Origin of the sequence: Nocardia sp. NPDC056064, from assembly GCF_042266925.1 — a bacterium.
Classification (GTDB): Bacteria; Actinomycetota; Actinomycetes; order Mycobacteriales; family Mycobacteriaceae; genus Nocardia.
On the sequence record NZ_JBHJWO010000001.1, the window covers coordinates 4,193,932 to 4,211,304 of the forward strand.

The 17,373-nt window shown below is 69.1% G+C and carries 19 protein-coding genes and 1 tRNA gene; 10 read left to right on the plus strand and 10 right to left on the minus strand.

Going from position 1 to position 17,373, the window contains the following annotated elements:
• Positions 1-504: 504 nt before the first annotated feature.
• Together atzF and ACFC06_RS19405 are read right to left on the minus strand one after the other, a co-directional pair.
• Complete coding sequence (gene atzF / locus ACFC06_RS19400) at positions 505-2,193, minus strand: allophanate hydrolase (protein ID WP_375932853.1); 1,689 nt, start codon at positions 2,191-2,193, stop codon at positions 505-507.
• A gap of 9 nt (positions 2,194-2,202) precedes the next feature.
• Positions 2,203-2,895 (minus strand): GntR family transcriptional regulator, encoded by a 693-nt coding sequence (locus tag ACFC06_RS19405; RefSeq protein WP_375932856.1) that lies wholly within the window; start codon positions 2,893-2,895, stop codon positions 2,203-2,205.
• 184 nt (positions 2,896-3,079) lie between these two features.
• Between ACFC06_RS19405 and ACFC06_RS19410 the strand changes: the two genes are divergently transcribed.
• From ACFC06_RS19410 to ACFC06_RS19420, 3 genes are all read left to right on the plus strand, one after another.
• Complete coding sequence (locus ACFC06_RS19410) at positions 3,080-3,241, plus strand: hypothetical protein (protein ID WP_375932858.1); 162 nt, start codon at positions 3,080-3,082, stop codon at positions 3,239-3,241.
• Between the two features lie 63 nt (positions 3,242-3,304).
• Positions 3,305-3,604, plus strand: a complete 300-nt coding sequence (locus ACFC06_RS19415; RefSeq protein ID WP_375932860.1) for a hypothetical protein — start codon at positions 3,305-3,307, stop codon at positions 3,602-3,604.
• Positions 3,601-3,915 (plus strand): hypothetical protein, encoded by a 315-nt coding sequence (locus ACFC06_RS19420; protein ID WP_375932863.1) that lies wholly within the window; start codon positions 3,601-3,603, stop codon positions 3,913-3,915. Before ACFC06_RS19415 ends, ACFC06_RS19420 begins: the two co-directional genes overlap by 4 nt.
• Positions 3,916-4,114: 199 nt before the next feature.
• Here the strand turns inward: ACFC06_RS19420 and ACFC06_RS19425 are convergent.
• The 3 genes from ACFC06_RS19425 to ACFC06_RS19435 form a co-directional block, all read right to left on the minus strand.
• Positions 4,115-4,188 (minus strand) — tRNA-Pro (locus ACFC06_RS19425).
• A gap of 67 nt (positions 4,189-4,255) precedes the next feature.
• Complete coding sequence (locus ACFC06_RS19430; protein WP_375932866.1) at positions 4,256-6,031, minus strand: hypothetical protein; 1,776 nt, start codon at positions 6,029-6,031, stop codon at positions 4,256-4,258.
• A gap of 42 nt (positions 6,032-6,073) precedes the next feature.
• Positions 6,074-7,036, minus strand: a complete 963-nt coding sequence (locus ACFC06_RS19435) for a metallophosphoesterase (RefSeq protein WP_375932869.1) — start codon at positions 7,034-7,036, stop codon at positions 6,074-6,076.
• Between the two features lie 121 nt (positions 7,037-7,157).
• Here ACFC06_RS19435 and ACFC06_RS19440 point away from each other — a divergent pair, with 121 nt between their 5' ends.
• The gene (locus ACFC06_RS19440) at positions 7,158-7,622 is read left to right on the plus strand and encodes a GatB/YqeY domain-containing protein (protein ID WP_375932872.1); all 465 of its coding nucleotides are present in this window, start codon (positions 7,158-7,160) and stop codon (positions 7,620-7,622) included.
• A 55-nt stretch (positions 7,623-7,677) separates the two neighbouring features.
• Here ACFC06_RS19440 and ACFC06_RS19445 read toward each other — a convergent pair whose 3' ends face one another.
• Positions 7,678-10,050, minus strand: a complete 2,373-nt coding sequence (locus ACFC06_RS19445; RefSeq protein ID WP_375932875.1) for a penicillin-binding protein — start codon at positions 10,048-10,050, stop codon at positions 7,678-7,680.
• A gap of 372 nt (positions 10,051-10,422) precedes the next feature.
• Between ACFC06_RS19445 and ACFC06_RS19450 the strand changes: the two genes are divergently transcribed.
• Positions 10,423-10,746, plus strand: a complete 324-nt coding sequence (locus ACFC06_RS19450) for a WhiB family transcriptional regulator (RefSeq protein ID WP_056821932.1) — start codon at positions 10,423-10,425, stop codon at positions 10,744-10,746.
• Between the two features lie 105 nt (positions 10,747-10,851).
• Here ACFC06_RS19450 and ACFC06_RS19455 read toward each other — a convergent pair whose 3' ends face one another.
• Both ACFC06_RS19455 and ACFC06_RS19460 read right to left on the minus strand, forming a co-directional pair.
• Positions 10,852-11,985: an ArsA family ATPase gene (locus ACFC06_RS19455; RefSeq protein ID WP_375932879.1), complete on the minus strand. Its 1,134-nt coding sequence runs from the start codon at positions 11,983-11,985 to the stop codon at positions 10,852-10,854.
• Positions 11,982-13,019: an ArsA family ATPase gene (locus tag ACFC06_RS19460; protein ID WP_375932881.1), complete on the minus strand. Its 1,038-nt coding sequence runs from the start codon at positions 13,017-13,019 to the stop codon at positions 11,982-11,984. The genes ACFC06_RS19455 and ACFC06_RS19460 overlap by 4 nt, the downstream gene beginning before the upstream one ends.
• Before the next feature lie 59 nt (positions 13,020-13,078).
• Between ACFC06_RS19460 and ACFC06_RS19465 the strand changes: the two genes are divergently transcribed.
• The 3 genes from ACFC06_RS19465 to ACFC06_RS19475 are packed head-to-tail and all read left to right on the plus strand — an operon-like array spanning position 13,079 to position 14,512.
• Positions 13,079-13,240, plus strand: coding sequence for a DUF4177 domain-containing protein (locus ACFC06_RS19465; protein ID WP_019044568.1), 162 nt, complete (start codon positions 13,079-13,081; stop codon positions 13,238-13,240).
• Between the two features lie 2 nt (positions 13,241-13,242).
• Positions 13,243-13,704 carry a RidA family protein gene (locus ACFC06_RS19470; RefSeq protein WP_375932883.1) on the plus strand — a complete coding sequence of 154 codons (462 nt, stop codon included), beginning with the start codon at positions 13,243-13,245 and terminating at the stop codon, positions 13,702-13,704.
• Positions 13,705-13,714: 10 nt separating this feature from the next.
• Complete coding sequence (locus tag ACFC06_RS19475; RefSeq protein ID WP_375932886.1) at positions 13,715-14,512, plus strand: MBL fold metallo-hydrolase; 798 nt, start codon at positions 13,715-13,717, stop codon at positions 14,510-14,512.
• Between the two features lie 103 nt (positions 14,513-14,615).
• Here the strand turns inward: ACFC06_RS19475 and ACFC06_RS19480 are convergent, their stop codons facing one another.
• Positions 14,616-15,290 carry a Crp/Fnr family transcriptional regulator gene (locus ACFC06_RS19480; protein ID WP_040703546.1) on the minus strand — a complete coding sequence of 225 codons (675 nt, stop codon included), beginning with the start codon at positions 15,288-15,290 and terminating at the stop codon, positions 14,616-14,618.
• 166 nt (positions 15,291-15,456) lie between these two features.
• Positions 15,457-15,699, minus strand: coding sequence for a hypothetical protein (locus ACFC06_RS19485; protein ID WP_278260629.1), 243 nt, complete (start codon positions 15,697-15,699; stop codon positions 15,457-15,459).
• Between the two features lie 233 nt (positions 15,700-15,932).
• Here ACFC06_RS19485 and nth point away from each other — a divergent pair, with 233 nt between their 5' ends.
• On the plus strand, positions 15,933-16,613 hold the full coding sequence (gene nth, locus ACFC06_RS19490) for an endonuclease III (RefSeq protein WP_375935627.1): 681 nt from the start codon (positions 15,933-15,935) through the stop codon (positions 16,611-16,613).
• On the plus strand, positions 16,610-17,368 hold the full coding sequence (locus ACFC06_RS19495) for a redoxin family protein (protein WP_375932890.1): 759 nt from the start codon (positions 16,610-16,612) through the stop codon (positions 17,366-17,368). The genes nth and ACFC06_RS19495 overlap by 4 nt, the downstream gene beginning before the upstream one ends.
• Positions 17,369-17,373: the final 5 nt, after the last annotated feature.

Below are 17,373 nucleotides of genomic sequence, written 5' to 3' on the forward strand. Positions count from 1 at the left end.
GCCCGGGGCTGTTCGGACGCCGACACGGGGTTCAACGAGGGTCCCCGCCGAATAATTCCGGCCCCCCCGATGTGACGCGCGCTACGTGCGGGAGGCAGGTCCGCCCGGGAGCGGCCCTGCCTCGGAGTGTGCGGCTCAGAAGTTGCTGAACCAGTAGAGCAGGCTGGCCAGCAGCCAGACGACCAAGGTCTCCATCGTCGTTCTCCCTCTGTGATCGGTCCCTCAATCATCCCGAAGATCACTCCCCGAGGCGACAAGTTGTTCTTAAGAACCTCTAGAGACCGCCGTCGCATCCTTTTTCCAGACACCGGAACATCCGGGTCCGGCCGATCTCGAGGGGTGACCGGACGGACCCGGCGGTGCAGCCCAGAAGGTGGCTCTTCCAGACGCTGAAGAATCACTGCCGACGGTAACCACACCGACGGACTTCACCGGCGATGTTCCAGCAGTGTCGCGGGGTATGCCGACCGGGCCGGTCCGAACGAGGGGTGACCGGCCCGGTCGTCAACGTTGTAGGTAGGCCACCCAGCCGCCGTGTTCGGTGATGTCGGTGGCGGTGAGCGCGGCGTCGTAGGTGCACGCGAAGCCGACCACCGAGCGCCCGTCGGCCAGCTCGATACTCGTCAGTGCCATCGGGGGTGGCAGTTCGGCGAGGAAGCGGCCGAGTCCGCCGGGGGAGACCAGGAACAGTTCGCCCCGGATCGGCGCTCCGAGACCGTCGCCGTGGCGGACCAGGCCGGGCTTGGGCGGGACGGTGTCCAGGGCGGTCAGGCGGTAGGCGTCGCTGGTGGTGATCTCGCCCGCGAAGCGGGCACCGAGCTGTTCGAGCTGCCAGTGCAGGGGCTGGCCGCGCAGGTGCGCGCCGAAGACCGCCAGCGCGACGCCGGTGTCGACCAGCAGGGGTGCGGGGGTGCCGGTGACGCGGGCGGCGAGGTCGACGGCGAGCTGGTCGGCGAAGGTGGGGACCACGACCATCACACCGAACGGCAGGCCGTCGGCGGTGGGGGTGCCGGGGACGGCGACGGCGGCGAGGTCGAGCAGGTTGCAGAAGTTGGTGTAGGTGCCGAGGCGGCGGTTGATCGTCACCGGGTCGGCGGTCACCGCGGCGATGGTGGGGTGCTCGGTGGTGGTGGGGAGCAGCAGGCCGTCGTAGCCGGTCAGCAGGGCATTCGCGGCGGCCTTGGCCTTCGTGAGGGTGTCCAGGTCGGCGGCGAAGGACGGTGCGTCCAGTTCCTTTGCCGCGCTGATGATTCCCGCCACGGTCTCGTCCAGGCCGTCGGCGCCCTTGTCGACGAACGCGCCGACGGCCGCGTACCGCTCGGCGACGATGGCGCCGTCGTAGAGCAGCCGGGCCGCGTCCAGCAGCGGCGAGATGTCGACCTCGCGCACCGTGACACCCTGATCCCGCAGGGCGGCAACGGTTTCGATGAAGGCGGCGCGATAGGCGGGGCTCAGTGGGGTGAGGTCGTCGGGGATGGCGACCGTGGGTCGGGCGCCTGCGGCCAGGCGTACGTCGGCGGGCCAGGTGCGGCTGCGCGGGTCCCGTTCGTCCGGACCGATCATGACGGCCGCCGCGGTGACGGCGAGGTCGAGGCCGGCGGCGAAGACGGTGACCGCGTCGTAGTCGGCGCACGCGGGCACCACGCCGTGCGCGGGGACCAGTCCGAGGCTCGCCTTGATGCCGACGATGCCGTGGAAGGCGGCGGGCACCCGGCCCGAGCCCGCGGTATCGGTGCCGACGCCGATATCGGCGATTCCCAGCGCGACCGCCACCGCCGAGCCGGAACTCGAACCGCCGGAGATCAATTCGGGATGCTCGGCGTGGCGCACCGCGCCGTACGGGCTGCGGGTGCCGACGAGTCCGGTGGCGAACTGGTCGAGGTTGGTCTTGCCGAGCACCAGCGCGCCCGCGTCGACCAGGCGGTCGACGGCGGCGGCGGTTACTGTTGCAGGATAAGCGAATTCGGGGCAGGCGGCGGTGGTGGGCAACCCCGCCACGTCCACATTGTCCTTCACCGCGACGAGCAACCCGGCCAGCGGCAGCGGCTCACCCGCGGCCACCCGCCGGTCCACCTCGGCCGCTTCGGCGGTGAGCTCGGCCTGCGGGCGCAGGGTGATCCAGATTTCGGGCCGGTCCACCTCGGCGATGCGCGCGTACGCGGCGGCGACCCTGGCGGTTGCGTTGTCGGACATGGGTTTTCCTTACTCGCTCATGGACATGGCGGCGATGGCGCGCGTGATCCGTTCCAGCACCACATCCAGCGAATCGCCGATGTGGGCGTGCAGGAGGCGCTGCGCCGCGGGGATGTCGTCGGCGAGGACGGCGTCGAGGATGCCGAGGTGCTCGCTGATCGTGGTCTCGATCCGGTTGTTGATCATGAAGTCGTAGCGGCGCACATGCCGGATGCGCGAGTTCACCGCCACCAGCGCCCGCACCATCTCGGCATTGCCCGCCGCGGTGAGCAGCGCGACATGGAACTCCTCGTCGACCACCACGAAGCCCGGTTCCTGCTCGGGCGGATCGGCGCGCAGGGCCAGCCAGCGCTGCCGCTGGGCGCGCAGCAGCTCGGCGTCGTGGACGCGGTCCGGGTTGTCGCGCACCGCGGCCATGCCACCCAGTTCCAGAGTGAGCCGCAGTTCGTAGAGGTCGCGGATATTGGCCAGGCTGGGTCGCACGGGGCTGAAGCCGAACTCGGCGCGCTCGAGCAGCCCGTCGGCGCACAGCATCGCCAGCGCCTCGCGCACCGGCGTCCGGGAGATCCCGAACCGGGCCGAGAGCTTCGGCTCCGTCAGGCGCTGCCCGAACCGGATCTCCCCGTTCATCAACTCCGCGCGCAGGGCCGTGTAGACGACCTCCCGCAGCGGTCGTCCGGCGGCATCCACCCTTGTCGACATGGGTGTATACGCTATCGATCGGTAATTTCTATCAAGTGACAGAAAGTAAGCGGCAGGTTATCGCTTGCTCACAGCCTCACCGCCGCCACGGCAGTTCCGAGAGAATTTCTCAACACAGCCCGAACACGCAGGGAACCTCAGCCGACACACCCGCGGAGAAGTATTCCCCGCGAGGAGGGCGCCCATGACCACTTCCGCCATCGCGCTACTAGTCCTGGCCCTGATCGCGATCATCGCCGTCACCATCTACTGGCCCAACCCCCTGGAACGCGACTCCCCCTTCGAAGACCCCGTCACCGACGGCACCTTCCGCGAAAGCCACTCCCCCCGCAGCGACGGCATCTGACCCGGTAACATCCTCCGGTTCTGACCACTGCGGCTGTGCCGCAAGGATTCTCGGAGTACCGGTGTGAAGTTCCTGGCCAATACCTTCTTCGGCGACCTGTTCCTCTGGGCAGCTCTCGCCTTCGCCCTGCTCTGCGCCGCCTCGTTCCTCTGGGACGCCACCAGCACCGCCCTGACCCGGCTCCGCCTCCGCCTGTTCGGCCCACCCACCGAGCCCCCAGCCCCCACCGAACCCTCGAACCCCCGCCGCTCCGCAGCCTCCACCGCCCGCCACGAGGCCAGAACGCAAGCCCGCCGAGCCGCCCTCCGCGCCAAACACGCCGAGGGTGGCAACCGTGATTCCGAGGAAGAGCCGGCTCGGTGAGCAAGTCCCCGGTTCCGCTCGACGAGCAGGCTCCGCTCGACCTGGCCGTCGGTGGTCATGTGCTGCGGCATGTCTACGAGCACGAGACCAGCGCAGAACTGACGATCACCGTACGAAACCGGCAGGTCGGATACACGCTCATCTCGGACGCCCAGCCGATCAATCTCCCCGACGACGAACTCGTCCAAGCCATCTGTGACCTGGTCGATCTCCACGAGCAGTACGCCTCAGGATTGACCCAGGCGATATATCAGTACCGAAAGGACCCCGTCGGGAGCTGGACAATGCACAGCCGCTACCACTACACATAGCCCCGACATACGAGTCTCGACCAACACGGCGGTCCGCTCGCCGAGTAACGAGGCGCGCGAGTGTCGCCGCTACGCAACGGAACGTAGTGCTGCATTTTCGCTGCCGCGGTGGGCTGCGGATGGTGAACCGACCCCGGAAATACGAGGAGCCCCTGACCAGTGAACTGGTCAGGGGCTCCTCTGTGTCTCAACCAACACGTCGGGGTGACAGGATTTGAACCTGCGACCTCTTCGTCCCGAACGAAGCGCGCTACCAAGCTGCGCCACACCCCGTGAGGCGAACCTGAAGTAGCTTACAACGTGGGGGTGCGAAACGTTAAATTGGCTGGTCAGGTGGGGGTTAGAGGGGGCGGATGGAGCTGAAGATGCGTTTGGCGAGGGAGACGTCTACGGCGTCGGGGACGCCGGTGTCGGCGACCATGACCATGACGAAGCTGCCGTCCTTGGTGCCCTTGAAGGCGTAGGTGTAGATGGAGTAGGTGCTCGCGCAGCCGGGCTTGGGGTTGGCGACGGTGCCGGTGGTCTCGACGAACATGCCCCGGGTCTTGCCGTCCATCGAGGTGAGGGCCTGGGCGGTGCCGGGGGTGCCGGTGGAGCCGCCGTAGGCGAGCGGGGCGGTCTTGGTGCCGAGCTCGGCAGCCGCGGCGGCGTTGTCGGCCTGTTTGGAGCCGGTGAGCAGGGAGACGGTGCGGGTGGAGTCGGGGCAGTAGTCGCGGCCGTCGGAGGCGTAGCCCTTGCCGATGACCGAGTCGCCCGGCGGCTCGCCGAACCCGCCGATGGTCCCCTCACTGGCGACCTTCCAGCTCGGCGGCACATCGTAGGCCGCGCCCCGGTCGGGCGAGGCGACCACCTGATAGCCCTCGATGACGGGCGCGACCGTGGCGGCCGCCCCGCTCGGCTTGGTCGTGGTGGTGCTCGGCTTGGCCTTGCTGGTGGACGGCGGCGCGCCGGTGGTGGTGAGGGCGCTGACCATCGACGGGGTGGTGCTCCCGTTGGCGGTGGTGCCGGGCGAGTCGCCACCGGACATGGCGACGGCGGTGACGGTCCCGGCGACGATCAGCGCCGCCGACACCCCGAGCACCGTCCACAGGACCGCCTTGCTCCCGGACTTCGCCGGAACCGGCTGTCCGTACCCGGGCTGCCCGTACGGCTGACTCCCGTACTGCTCGAGCGGCGGCATCTCGCCGTACTGTTGCTGCGGTTGCTGCGGTTGCTGCGGTTGCTGCGGTTGCTGCCACCCGGGCGCACCCTGCCCCCACTGCTGATTCGGCTGTCCCACAACGGAATTCCACTGCTGCGCACCCCACTGCTGCTGATCGGGCTGCGCCCCCGCCCACCCCGTTCCGGGAGCCCGCAGCTGAGTCGCGTCGGCCCCGGGCTGCGGTGCGCCGGGCTGTCCGGCTGCCGGATTCGCGCCCGGCCACGGTGAGCCGGGTTGTCCGGTGGGAGGGTTCGCCCCGGACCACGGCGCGATCTGGGTTGCGTCAGCACCGGGCCATGGCGAGCCCGGCTGTACGCCAGACGGATTGGTGCCGGGCGGATTGGTGCTGGACCAGGAGGCGACCTGGGTGGCATCGGCACTGGGAGGTACGGGCTGTCCGCCGGGCGGGTTCGCACCGGGCCACGGCGAGCCGGGCTGTGCGCCAGACGGATTGGCGCCGGGTGAGCCGGGTTGTCCGGCAGGCGGATTGGTGCTGGACCACGGGGCGACCTGGGTGGCATCGGCGCCGGGGGGAACGGGCTGTCCGCCGGGTGGGTTCGCGCCGGGCCACGGTGAGCCCGGTTGTCCGGCAGGCGGATTCGCGCCGGACCAGGGGGCGACCTGGGTGGCATCGCCCGGCGAGCCGGCGGGGTTCGGGGGCTGACCCTGCCAGTCCTGGGGACCGGCGGGCGACCACTGGGTCGGGTCCGGCAGGCCGGGGGGTGGGCCCGAGCCGTCCCAGCGCAGGGTCGGGGGTAGGCCGGTGCCGCCGGGGGTCCAGGCGGTGGTCGGGTCGGGTGTGCCCGGCGCGGGGGCGGCTCCGGGGCGCTGCCATTGCGCGTCGGAGGGTTGCGGTGCGCCGGGTCCGCCGAACACGGTCGGGTCGTTGCGCCTGTCGTCGGATCCGTTGCTCACGATTGTTCCCCTAATGACAAATCTGTCGTTCGGGGCGCAACCCTAGCGGGCGACGGCTTCGGAGGTGGACAAGCCGTGGTCGGTGTCGGCGGAGGGACGCTTCGGCGGGGCGCCGACCAGCGTCAACAGGGTGGCCTCGGGGCGGCAGCAGAAACGGTAGGGCGCCCACGGGGAGGTGCCGATGCCCGCCGACACGTGCAGCTGTGTGTGCTCGCCCCACTGCGAGGCACCCTTGACCCGCGACTTGTCGATGCCGCAGTTGGTCACCAGCGCGCCGTAACCGGGAACGACCAGCTGTCCGCCGTGCGTGTGGCCTGCCAGGACGAGGTCGTAGCCGTCCTCGGCGAAGCGGTCGAGCACGCGGGGCTCGGGCGAGTGGGTGACGCCGATGCTCAACTGCGCCAGCTGATTCGGCGCACCGGCCACCGTGTCGTAGCGGTCGCGCTGCAGATGGGGGTCGTCGACGCCGGCGCTGGCGATGCGGATGCCCGCCACCTCGAGATCGCGCCGGGTGTGGGTCAGGTCCAGCCAGCCGCGTTCGGTGAAGGCCGCGCGCAGATCCTGCCAGGGCAGCGGGTCGCCGTAGACGCGGCGGTGATCCTTCTTGAAATACTTCAGCGGATTCTTCGGCACCGGCGCGAAATAGTCGTTGGAACCGAACACGAACAGACCGGGACGCGCCAGCAGCGCGCCGAGGGATTGCACCACCGCGGGCACGGCCTTGGGGTGCGAAAGATTGTCACCGGTATTCACGACCAGGTCGGGTTCGAGCCGATCGAGTTCGCGCAGCCACTGCTGCTTGAGCTGCTGTCCCGGCATCATGTGCAGGTCGCTGACGTGCAGGATGCGCAGGGTCGGCGACCCGGGCGCGAGCACCGGCATGGTGGCCTCACGCAGCACGAACGCGTTGCGCTCGATCAGCGTGGCATAGCCGATGCCTGCGACGGCGGCCCCAGCGGCTCCCCAGACGGTGCGGCGGACAGCGGACGTCGAGATAACGGGCATTTGCCCAGCATAGGCGACCCCCTCCCGGAACGGCGCGTGTGTTTCCGCACAAACGGTACGAATTTCGGTCGCGATGAAAATGTGATGAGAGTTGCGGTGGTGACGGGCTACCGTGAGGCGCATGTCGGAACTGAAATCGCAGCTGCGCGCGGATATGACCGCCGCGATGAAAGCCAAGGACACGCTGCGCCTGTCCACCCTGCGGATGTTGCTCGCCTCGATCCAGAACGCCGAGGTCTCCGGAACGCAGGCGCGCGAACTCTCCGACGCCGACGTGGTGGCGCTGCTGCAGAAGGAAGCCAAGAAGCGCAACGAGGCCGCGGTCATCTACGAGCAGAACGGGCGCGGTGAGCTGGCCGCGAACGAGCGCGCCGAGGAAGAGGTGATCGAGCAGTACCTGCCGACCCAGCTCACCGAGGCCGAGGTCGCCCAGGTCGCCGATACCGCGATCGCCCAGGTCGCCGAGCAGCTCGGGGAGCGGCCGGGGATGAAGCAGATGGGTCAGGTCATGAAGGCCGCGACCGCGCTCGCCGAGGGCAAGGCCGACGGGTCGCGCCTGTCGGCGGCGGTCAAAGCGCGCCTCTGACGCGAGAACGACGAAGGGCCGCCGTCCGGAATGGACGGCGGCCCTTCGCGTGTCGTCAGCGTGGCACCGGAATGGGGATCGGTGGCAGGCGGGGTAGTTGCGGGAGTCCTGGCAGCTCGGGCCCGGGTGCCGAGGGTGCGGGCGGGGCCGTGGTGGTCGGCACGCGGACGGTGCCGTCACTGATGTAGATCGTGACCACCGAGCCGGGGATGGCCGCGCCGTTGGGCGAGCTGCCCATCACGGTGCCCTTGGCCTGCGAGCCCGGCGCGTTCACCGCCGTCACCCGGAAGCCTGCGCCGGACAGGATCGAGGTGGCCTCGCCCTGCGACTTGCCCGCCACATCGGGCACCTGCGAGTTGTTCGCGCCGCGCACGTACTTGTCGTCCAGCGGCGGCAGGGCGGGCGGCGGATAGTGGTCGAGCGCGGGTTTCACCGCGTTGAACCAGGTGCGGGCCGGTTCGTTACCGCCGTAGAGATCGCCGCCGCCGCAGTTGCGCAGCGGGAACGAGCAGATCTCGCCGGGGGTGGGGCTGTCACCGTAGACGTAGACCGCGGCGGCCAGCGAGTTGGTGAAGCCGAGGAAGGCCGAGGAGCGGTGGCTCTCGGTGGTGCCGGTCTTGCCCGACATCGGCGCCGCCCAGCCCGCCGCCCGCGCGGCGCCCGCGGCGGTACCGCTGACGTCGTCCTTGCTCATCGCGTTGGCGAGGGTGTTGGCCAGACCCGGGTCGACGACCTGCTCGCAGGCCTGCTGGGTCAGCGGCACGGTCTTGCCCTGCCGGTCGATGACCTCCTGGATCGGCGAGGGCGGGCACCACTTGCCGCCCGAGGCCAGCGTGGCGGCCACGTTGGACAGCTCGAGCGGGTTGATCGCGAACGGGCCGAGGGTGAACGAACCCATGTTGTTGTTCTTGATGTGGTCGGCCAGGCTGGAGTTGCCGTGGCCGGAGGTGCCGGGCTTGGTGTAGGAGCGCATGCCCAGGCGCACGGCCATGTCCACCGCGGGCTCGACGCCCACGTCCTGGATCATCTTGACGAAGGTCGTGTTGGGCGAGGTGGCCAGCGCGTCGGTCACCGACATCGAGCCGGGATAGGCGCCCGCGTTCTTCACACACCACGCGTCGGCGGGGCAGCCGGGGGAGTTGGAGTAACCCATGCCCTTGGCGGCGTAGAAGCTGGGCACGTCGACCTGGGCGGCGATGCCGAGGCCCTTCTCCATCGCGGCGGCGGTGGTGAACAGCTTGAAGATCGAGCCCGCGCCGTCACCGGCCATCGAGTACGGCTGACCGAGCAGCGTCTCGTTGGCGTCGCGGTTGAGGCCGTAGGTGCGGCTGGAGGCCATCGCCAGCACGTGGTGGGCGTCCTGGCCGGGGGAGACCACCGACATGACCTCGGCGATGTTGTCGAGGTTCGGGTCGGCGGCGTCGGTGACCGCGCGCTTCACCGATTCCTGCAGCGCCGGGTCGAGGGTGGTCTTGATCAGGTAGCCGCCCTTGTCGATCTGCTCGCGGCTGATCCCGGACTCGGCCAGGTACTCCAGCGCGTAGTCGCAGAAGAAGCCCTTCTCGTGCGCGGAGATACAGCCACGTGGCAGACCCTTGGGCTCGGGCAGCACGCCGAGCGGTTCGCTCTTGGCGGTGGCGAACTCGGTGGCCCGGCTGGGGATGTTCTGGATCAGCGTGTCGAGCACGGTGTTGCGCCGGTCGGTGACGCCCTGGACGTTGGTGTACGGGTTCAGCTTGGAGCTGGACTGCACCATGCCCGCCAGCATCGCCGACTGGGTGATGTTCAGGTCGGCGGCGTCGACGCCGAAGTAGGTCTGCGCGGCGTCCTGGATGCCGTAGGAACCGTTGCCGAAGGGCACCAGGTTCAGGTAGCGGGTGAGGATCTCGTCCTTGCTCAGCTCGCGGTCGAGGGTGAGCGCCATCCGGATCTCGCGCAGCTTGCGCGCGGGGGTGGTCTCGATCGCGGCGCGGCGTTCGGCGTCGGTCTTGGCGACGACGAGCAGGTTGAAGTTCTTCACGTACTGCTGGTCCAGGGTCGAGGCACCCTGCTGCACCTCACCGGAGGAGGTGTTGGTCAGGAACGCGCGCAGCGTGCCCTGCCAGTCCACACCCTTGTGATCGGCGAAGCGCTTGTCCTCGATGGACACGATCGCCAGCTTCATGTTGTTGGAGATCCGGTCGCTGGGCACCTCGAAGCGGCGCTGCTCGTAGAGCCACGCGATGGGCGCTCCGCCCGCGTCGACCATCGTCGACACGGCGGGGACCGTTCCCTCCACCAGTTCCGCGGACACGTTGTCGACGGCATCGGCGGCTCGGTTGGAGATGAACCCGAACCCACCGGCCAAGGGGAACAACAGCCCAGCGACTAGCACGGCGGCCAGCGCGCAGCTGCCGGCCAGCCTCGCGAGCGTTTGAGTGATCGGCACGAGCCCAGCCTAAAGGGTGGGGTGGCGGGGTTCACTGCTGTGCTGCTCGACGGGGAATGTCCGGCCGGTGCCAGGGGGGTTGCTCGGGCGTGTCAACAAAATGATCACATCGGCGTGTCGCGACCGGGCACGCCGGTGATCAGCGCCGCTTCTCGATCTTCCGCCGATTTGAATGGACGGTCGTACCAAAAAATCGGGGCTCGGTCTTGCGTAAGCGCCATACCTTTACCTAGATTGAGAACCCAGTGTGATAGAGCTAACACTCAAAGTGGAATGTGGTGCGGACCGCAGCGGTAGTTGGGTTGCTGTGATCCGCGCTCGCGATTCTGGAGCGCCGCACAACGGTGTTCGGACTGCAAAGGGGCACATCAAATGCACATCACAACCCCCATCGCTCGACTGGATGTAGAGCAGGCCGAGGCAAGGATCGCTTGGGTTGCCCAGGCGCGATGCAAGGAAGTGGACCCTGACCAGCTGTTCGTTCGCGGTGCGGCCCAGCGCAAGGCGGCGACGATCTGCCGTCACTGCCCCGTGCTGATGCAGTGTGGCGCCGATGCCCTGGACAACCGGGTGGAGTTCGGGGTGTGGGGCGGGATGACCGAGCGGCAGCGGCGCGCGCTGCTCAAGCAGCATCCCGACGTCACGTCCTGGGCTGAATTCTTCAACGCCCAGCGTCAGCACCAGGTGGCTATCTAGCAGGTGAGACCGGACCGTTACCACAGACGGCGCCGAGCCCGCGCACTTTGCGGAATCGGCGCCGTCGACAGGTGTTACGGGACTGTTATCTATAGCCGAACGGAATCAGGAGGCAGCGGCTGTGCCGGTCAGCTGGTCGCCGACGGCGCGCAGGGCTTCGAGATCGGAAACCTCGAACGGCAGGGCCGTCACCGAGACGATCGCGACCCGGGGGTGCGCGCCGGTGAACCGGTGCAGCAGCCGCTGTTCGCGCTTGGCGGTGGCCACGCGGTCGGCGTGGATGCGCAGCACGGACGCGGTCAGCGGGTCGGACTCGGCCAGCTGGTCGGCGGCGGTCAGCGCGTGGTCACCGGACAGGCCCGACAGCGCCGGGTGCGTCCGGTTGAGCACCAGCCCGGCCAGCGGCATCTGCTCGGTGGACAGGCGGTCGACGAAGAACGACGCCTCGCGCAGCGCGTCCGGCTCCGGCGCGGCGACCACCAGGAAATGCGTGCCCGGCTTGGACAGCATGGCGAAGGTGCGCTCGGCCCGATCCTGGAACCCACCGAACAGCGACTCCAGCGACTGCAGGAAGGTCGAGGCGTCCTTGAGCATCTGCCCGCCGACGATGGTGGAGACCCCACGCATCGCCAGGCTCATCGCGCCGGTCACGAACCGGCCGACCCCGCGACCGGGCGCCATGATCAGCCGGATCATCTTGCCGTTGAGGAAGGTGCCCAGCCGCTTGGGCGCGTCCAGGAAGTCCAGCGCGTTGCGGGAGGGGGGAGTGTCGACCACGATCAGGTCCCACTCCTTGCGCCCGGCCAGCTGGCCGAGCTTCTCCATCGCCATGTACTCCTGCGTGCCGCCGAACGACGACGCCACCGTCTGATAGATCGGGTTGGCGAAGATCTGCTCGGCCTTGTCCGGGCTGGTGTGCTCGAGCACCATGTCGTCGAAGGTGCGGCGCATGTTCAGCATCATCGCGTGCAGCTCGCCGGGCACCTCGGGACCCAGCTCCACCCGCTGCGGGGTGTTGTCCAGCTCGGCCACGCCGAGGGACTGGGCCAGCCTGCGGGCCGGGTCGATGGTCAGCACCACGACCTTGCGGCCCGCCTCGGCCGCCCGCAGCGCGATCGAGGCCGCGGTGGTCGTCTTGCCGACGCCGCCGGAACCGCAGCACACGATCACCCGTGCGCTCGGGTCGGCGATGATCCGCGACACGTCCAGCGCGGGCGGGGTGGTCACTTGCTCGCTCATCGCACTCCCTGCGCGGATAGCTGTTCGGCCAGTTCGTAGAGGCCGCCGAGGTCCATGCCCTCGCCGAGGGCGGGCAGTGCCAGCTGGGGCACGTCCACCTCGGCCAGGGCGGCGGCGCTCTCGTCCTGCGCGGCCAGCACGGTGGCGTGCTCGACGGTCTCGGCGATCAGCCCGTCGAAATCCGCCTCGGGCAGGGTGATCCCGGCCTCGGCCAGACCCGCCGCGATCTTGGTGGTGTCCAGGTCACCTGCCACGGCCGCGTCACGGTCACTCGGGGTGAGCTCGGCGGTGGCCGCCCGGTTGACGATCACCGTGCCGATGCGCAGGTCGTTGGCGGTGAGCTCGGCGACGGCATCGGCGGTCTCCTGCACCGGCAGCGCCTCGAGCAGCGTCACCAGGTGGATCATCGTCTGATCGGAGTGCAGCAGCTTGGACACGCCGTCGGCCTGCGAGGCGATCGGGCCGCCCTTGGCGATCTCGGCCATGGCCTGGGTGACGTCGAGGAAACTGGCGATCCGGCCGGTCGGCGGGGCATCGACCACGATGTCGTCGTAGGCGGGCTTGCCCGTCTTGTCGACGCGCACCGCGCATTCCTTGATCTTGCCGGTGAGGATCACATCACGCAGGCCGGGCGCGATCGTGGTGACGAACTCGATGGCGCCCATCCGGCGCATCGCGCGGCCGGCGAAGCCCAGGTTGTAGAACATGTCGAGGTATTCCAGGAAGGCGTGCTCGATGTCGAGCGCCAGCGCGAAGACCTCGCCGCCGCCGTCGGCACTGGCGATCCTGGTCTCGGTGGGTGGCAGCGGCGGCCGGTCGAACAGCTGCGCGATGGACTGCCTGCTCTCCACCTCGACGAGCAGTACTTTCCGTCCCCCCGCGGCCAGGGCGAGGGCCAGTGCGGCCGAAACGGTCGACTTGCCGGTGCCTCCCTTGCCGGTCACGTAGTGCAACCGGGCGATCGTTGCGCGCTGTGGCCATCCGGTCGACGGTCCGGGAACCGACGAAACCGGCTCTGCTGTTGGTGCTCCCACGTCGCCGAGCCTATAACCCGTTTCCCGGCGGCGGTCGGGGTGAGCCCTAAACTCTCCCCATGAGTGAAGTCACCCTGTGGGAGTACGCGACCGTGCCGCTGTTGACGCACGCGACCAAGCAGATCCTCGACCAGTGGGGCGCCGACGGCTGGGAGCTGGTCACGGTGCTGCCCGGCCCGACCGGTGAGCAGCACGTCGCCTACCTGAAGCGGCAGAAGTAGCCGTGGCCACCGCGTGGAAGGACGCGCTCGACCGGCTCGGGGTCACCCTGCCGCCGGTCGCCGCCCCCGTCGCGGCCTACATCCCGGCCGTGCAGACCGGTTCGCTGGTCTACACCTCCGGCCAGCTGCCCTTCGTCGACGGTGAGCTGTCGGCGGTGGGCAAGGTCGGGGCCGAGGTCGATGTGGAGACGGCGAAGGAGGCCGCCCGGCTGTGCGCGCTCAACGCGCTGGCCGCGGTGCACGACCTGGTCGGCCTCGACCGGGTGGTGCGGATCGTGAAGGTCGTCGGGTTCGTCAACTCCGCGCCGGGATTCACCGACCAGCCGATCGTGATCAACGGCGCGTCGGAATTCCTCGGCGAGGTGTTCGGCGAGGCGGGCGTGCACGCGCGCTCGGCGGTCGGTGTGTCGGAGCTGCCGAAGAACACGCCGGTCGAGGTGGAATTGATCGTCGAGGTCGGATAGGCACGCCGTCATGGCACTGGAACATCCCGCGTACAGCCAGGTCAGGCCGGTCACCCCGACGGCGTCGGTGCTGCTGGCCGACAATCCGTCGCAGATGACGCTCGACGGCACCAACACCTGGCTGCTACGCGGTCCCGGCAGCGACGAGTACGTCGTCGTCGACCCGGGGCCCAAGGACAAGAAGCACATCGCCGCCATCGTCGAGGCGACCGGCGGCCGGATCGCGCTGACGCTGATCACCCACCACCACGCCGATCACACCGGCGGCATCGATCACCTGGTGAAGGCCACCGGGACGCCGGTGCGGGCGGTGGACCCGAAGTACCTGCGCGGCGAGGTCGACGTGCTCGTGGCGGGGGAGGTCATCGAGGCGGCCGGGGTGCGGATCACCGTGCTGGGCACTCCGGGTCACACCGGCGACTCGGTGAGTTTCGAACTCGACGACGCGATCGTCACCGGGGACACGGTGCTCGGCCGTGGCACCACCGTGCTGGTCTCGGAGACCGGTGCGCTGGCCGCGTTCCTGTCCTCGCTCGAGCTGCTGCTCGAACGCGGCGCGGGCAAGGCGCTGCTGCCCGCGCACGGTCCCGATCATCCCGACGCGGAGCCGGTGGTGCGGTACTACCTGAACCACCGTCACGAACGGCTCGATCAGATCCGCGCGGCGCTGGCCGAACTGGGCCAGGACGCGGGCGCTCTCGCGATCGTGCGCAAGGTGTACGCCGACGTGGACAAGCGGCTGTGGCCGGCCGCCCGCAGTTCGGTGCAGGCCCAGCTGGAATACCTGCGGGCCGAACGCGAGTCCTGAAACGACGACGGCACGCCGGAACCACCGTGGTGCGGACGAGGCCCTCTTCCCCTGGAGCCGCACCGGTGGTCCCGGCGTGCCGGGATGTCGTACTACCGCTCGATCAGCGCGCGCGCCGGGCGAGGCGCTCGGAGTCGGAGATGAGCACGCTCTTGCCCTCGAGCCGCAGCCACCCGCGATGGGCGAAATCGGCCAGCGCCTTGTTGACGGTCTCGCGAGAAGCGCCGACCAGCTGGGCGATCTCCTCCTGGGTCAGGTCGTGGGTCACGCGCAGCGCACCCGCTTCCTGGGTGCCGAAGCGCTGAGCGAGCTGCAGCAGCGCCTTGGCGACGCGGCCGGGCACGTCGGTGAAGATGAGGTCGGCGAGGTTGTTGTTGGTGCGGCGAAGGCGTCGTGCCAGCACGCGCAGCAGCTGCTCGGCGATCTCCGGGCGCTGATCGATCCACGACTTGAGTGCGTCGCGGTCCATCGTCACGGCGCGGACCTCGGTGACCGTGGTGGCCGTCGAGGTACGCGGGCCCGGGTCGAAGATCGACAGTTCACCGAACATGTCCGACGGGCCCATGATCGTCAGCAGGTTCTCCCTGCCGTCCGGGGACCGACGGCCGATCTTCACCTTGCCCGTGGTGATGATGTACAGCCGATCGCCGGGTTCGCCCTCGTTGAAGATGACGTGGCCGCGCGGGAAATCTACGGGCTGCAGCTGCTTGGCGAGCGCGGCCACCGCGGTGGGCTCGACGCCTTGGAAGATGCCTGCTCTGGCGAGGGCCTCGTCCACGAATGTGCTCCTTATGGGATATGGCTTGCGAACCTGGTCGAGCGAATCGACCAACAGCGCAGTCTACGCGGCATCACGGCACCACAGTGACAGACACCACGTAAAGAGTGGATTGCGCTCGGTGCGCACACTGTGAACAGGCGATCGGCCCGGGAAAATCGAATGGTCAGCTGGCCCGCGCGACATCCATCTCGGACGTGCGGGAACGGCGCTTGCGCACGCGCGCCACGGCGGCGGGCAGGCCGAGCTTCGTCAGCTCTTTCACTTCGGCGTTGCTGGCATTGTCCAGGTACTGCTGAACCTCTTCGTCGGGTTCGAGAAGCTTTCGGAGCCGATTCTCGACCCGCTCCATCCCCAGCGCGAACAGCATCAACAGCACTGGGAAGAGCACCACAGCGAGTCCTTGCATGACAGGCAGTAAACACGGTCCAGGTCTCAGATGGAACACAGCGGGCAAACTCGACGGGCAATGTTGTCGGAGTGGTTCCGTATGGTGAACAGGTGCCCGTTTCCCCCTCCGCCGCAGCGTCCCGCGAGGTCGCGCCCGCCGTGGAAACGGCCGGTCTGTCCGCCGCGCGCAAGCGCCGGAACCGGTCGATAGCTGCGGAAACGCGGGTCGGTCTGGTCCGGCGCGCCCGCCGGATGAACCGCACGCTCGCCACCGCCTTCCCCGACGCGCACTGCGAACTCGACTTCACCACGCCGCTGGAATTGGCCGTCGCGACGATCCTGTCGGCCCAGTGCACCGACGTGCGGGTGAACCTCACCACTCCCGCGCTGTTCGCGAAGTACCGCAGCGCGCGCGACTACGCCGAGGCCAACCGGGCCGAACTGGAGGAATACATCCGGCCCACCGGCTTCTACCGGAACAAGACCAGTTCGCTGATCGGGCTGGGCCAGGCACTGGTCGAGAAATACGACGGTGAGTTGCCTCACACCCTGCCGAAATTGGTCGAATTGCCCGGAATCGGGCGCAAAACGGCCAATGTCATCCTCGGCAATGCCTTCGACGTTCCCGGCATCACCGTCGACACCCACTTCGGCAGGCTGGTGCGCCGCTGGAAGTGGACCGAGGAGGAAGACCCGGTCAAGGTCGAGCACGCGATCGGCGAGCTGATCGAGCGCAAGGACTGGACGATGCTCTCGCACCGGGTGATCTTCCACGGCCGCCGCGTCTGTCATGCGCGCAAGCCGGCCTGCGGTGCGTGTGTGCTGGCCGCGGACTGCCCCTCGTTCGGGATCGGTCCCACCGATCCGGCGGTCGCCGCGGAGCTGGTCAAGGGCCCCGAGCGTGAGCATCTGCTGGATCTGGTCGGGCTGTGAGCGATCCGGTCGACCCGTCGCCCTGGCGACGGCCCGCGGTGCGCTGGGTACTGGCCGCGGTGATCCTCGTCCTCGCGGCGACGGTGGCGCTGTGGCCGCGCGAGGGCGCCGACACCACCACGACCACCGGCTCGACCCCGCCGCGGGCCAGCATCTCGGCCGAAGACCGCGCCGCCGCCGGTCTCGCGTCCTGCCCGAGTCCGTCGACTGCGCCTGGCCCAGCCAGCACGCCCGGTGTGGCAACTGCGCCCGGTCCATCCGTCACGTCTGGTCCGGCGACTACGTCTGGTCCGGAAACCGCCCCTGGCCCGGGAACCGAATCCGGGAAGGGTCCGCTGGCCGGACTCACGCTGACCTGCCTGGCCGACGGCTCTCCGGTCGACCTGGCCGCCGCCCTCGCGGGCAAACCGGCGCTGCTCAATCTCTGGGCCTACTGGTGTGGCCCGTGCGCGGTCGAGCTGCCGCATCTGCAGGAGTTCGCCGAGCGGGCGGGCCCGGCGCTGACGGTGCTCACCGTGCACAGCGACCCCGACGAGGCCAAGGCCCTGCAACGGCTCGCCGGTCTGGGCATCACCCTGCCCGGTGTCTCCGATCCGCAGGCGTCGGTGCGCGCCGCGGTCGGCGCACCCGCGGTGCTGCCGGTCTCGGTGCTGGTGCGCGCCGACGGCACCATCGCGAGTGTGGAGGTGCGAACCTTCGCCGACGTGGCCGACATCGCGGATACGGTGTCCGCGAAACTCGGCGTCACGGTATGACAGAG

What these genes read in the sequence shown, in the direction of transcription:
- ACFC06_RS19465 (WP_019044568.1), top strand. Translation starts at nt 13,079, where the DNA reads ATGAGTGAAGTCACCCTGTGGGAGTACGCGACCGTGCCGCTGTTGACG.
- ACFC06_RS19410 (WP_375932858.1), top strand. Translation starts at nt 3,080, where the DNA reads ATGACCACTTCCGCCATCGCGCTACTAGTCCTGGCCCTGATCGCGATC.
- ACFC06_RS19435 (WP_375932869.1), bottom strand. Translation starts at nt 7,036, where the DNA reads ATGCCCGTTATCTCGACGTCCGCTGTCCGCCGCACCGTCTGGGGAGCC.
- ACFC06_RS19485 (WP_278260629.1), bottom strand. Translation starts at nt 15,699, where the DNA reads ATGCAAGGACTCGCTGTGGTGCTCTTCCCAGTGCTGTTGATGCTGTTC.
- ACFC06_RS19455 (WP_375932879.1), bottom strand. Translation starts at nt 11,985, where the DNA reads ATGAGCGAGCAAGTGACCACCCCGCCCGCGCTGGACGTGTCGCGGATC.
- atzF (WP_375932853.1), bottom strand. Translation starts at nt 2,193, where the DNA reads ATGTCCGACAACGCAACCGCCAGGGTCGCCGCCGCGTACGCGCGCATC.
- ACFC06_RS19405 (WP_375932856.1), bottom strand. Translation starts at nt 2,895, where the DNA reads ATGTCGACAAGGGTGGATGCCGCCGGACGACCGCTGCGGGAGGTCGTC.
- ACFC06_RS19475 (WP_375932886.1), top strand. Translation starts at nt 13,715, where the DNA reads ATGGCACTGGAACATCCCGCGTACAGCCAGGTCAGGCCGGTCACCCCG.
- nth (WP_375935627.1), top strand. Translation starts at nt 15,933, where the DNA reads ATGAACCGCACGCTCGCCACCGCCTTCCCCGACGCGCACTGCGAACTC.
- ACFC06_RS19450 (WP_056821932.1), top strand. Translation starts at nt 10,423, where the DNA reads ATGCACATCACAACCCCCATCGCTCGACTGGATGTAGAGCAGGCCGAG.
- ACFC06_RS19440 (WP_375932872.1), top strand. Translation starts at nt 7,158, where the DNA reads ATGTCGGAACTGAAATCGCAGCTGCGCGCGGATATGACCGCCGCGATG.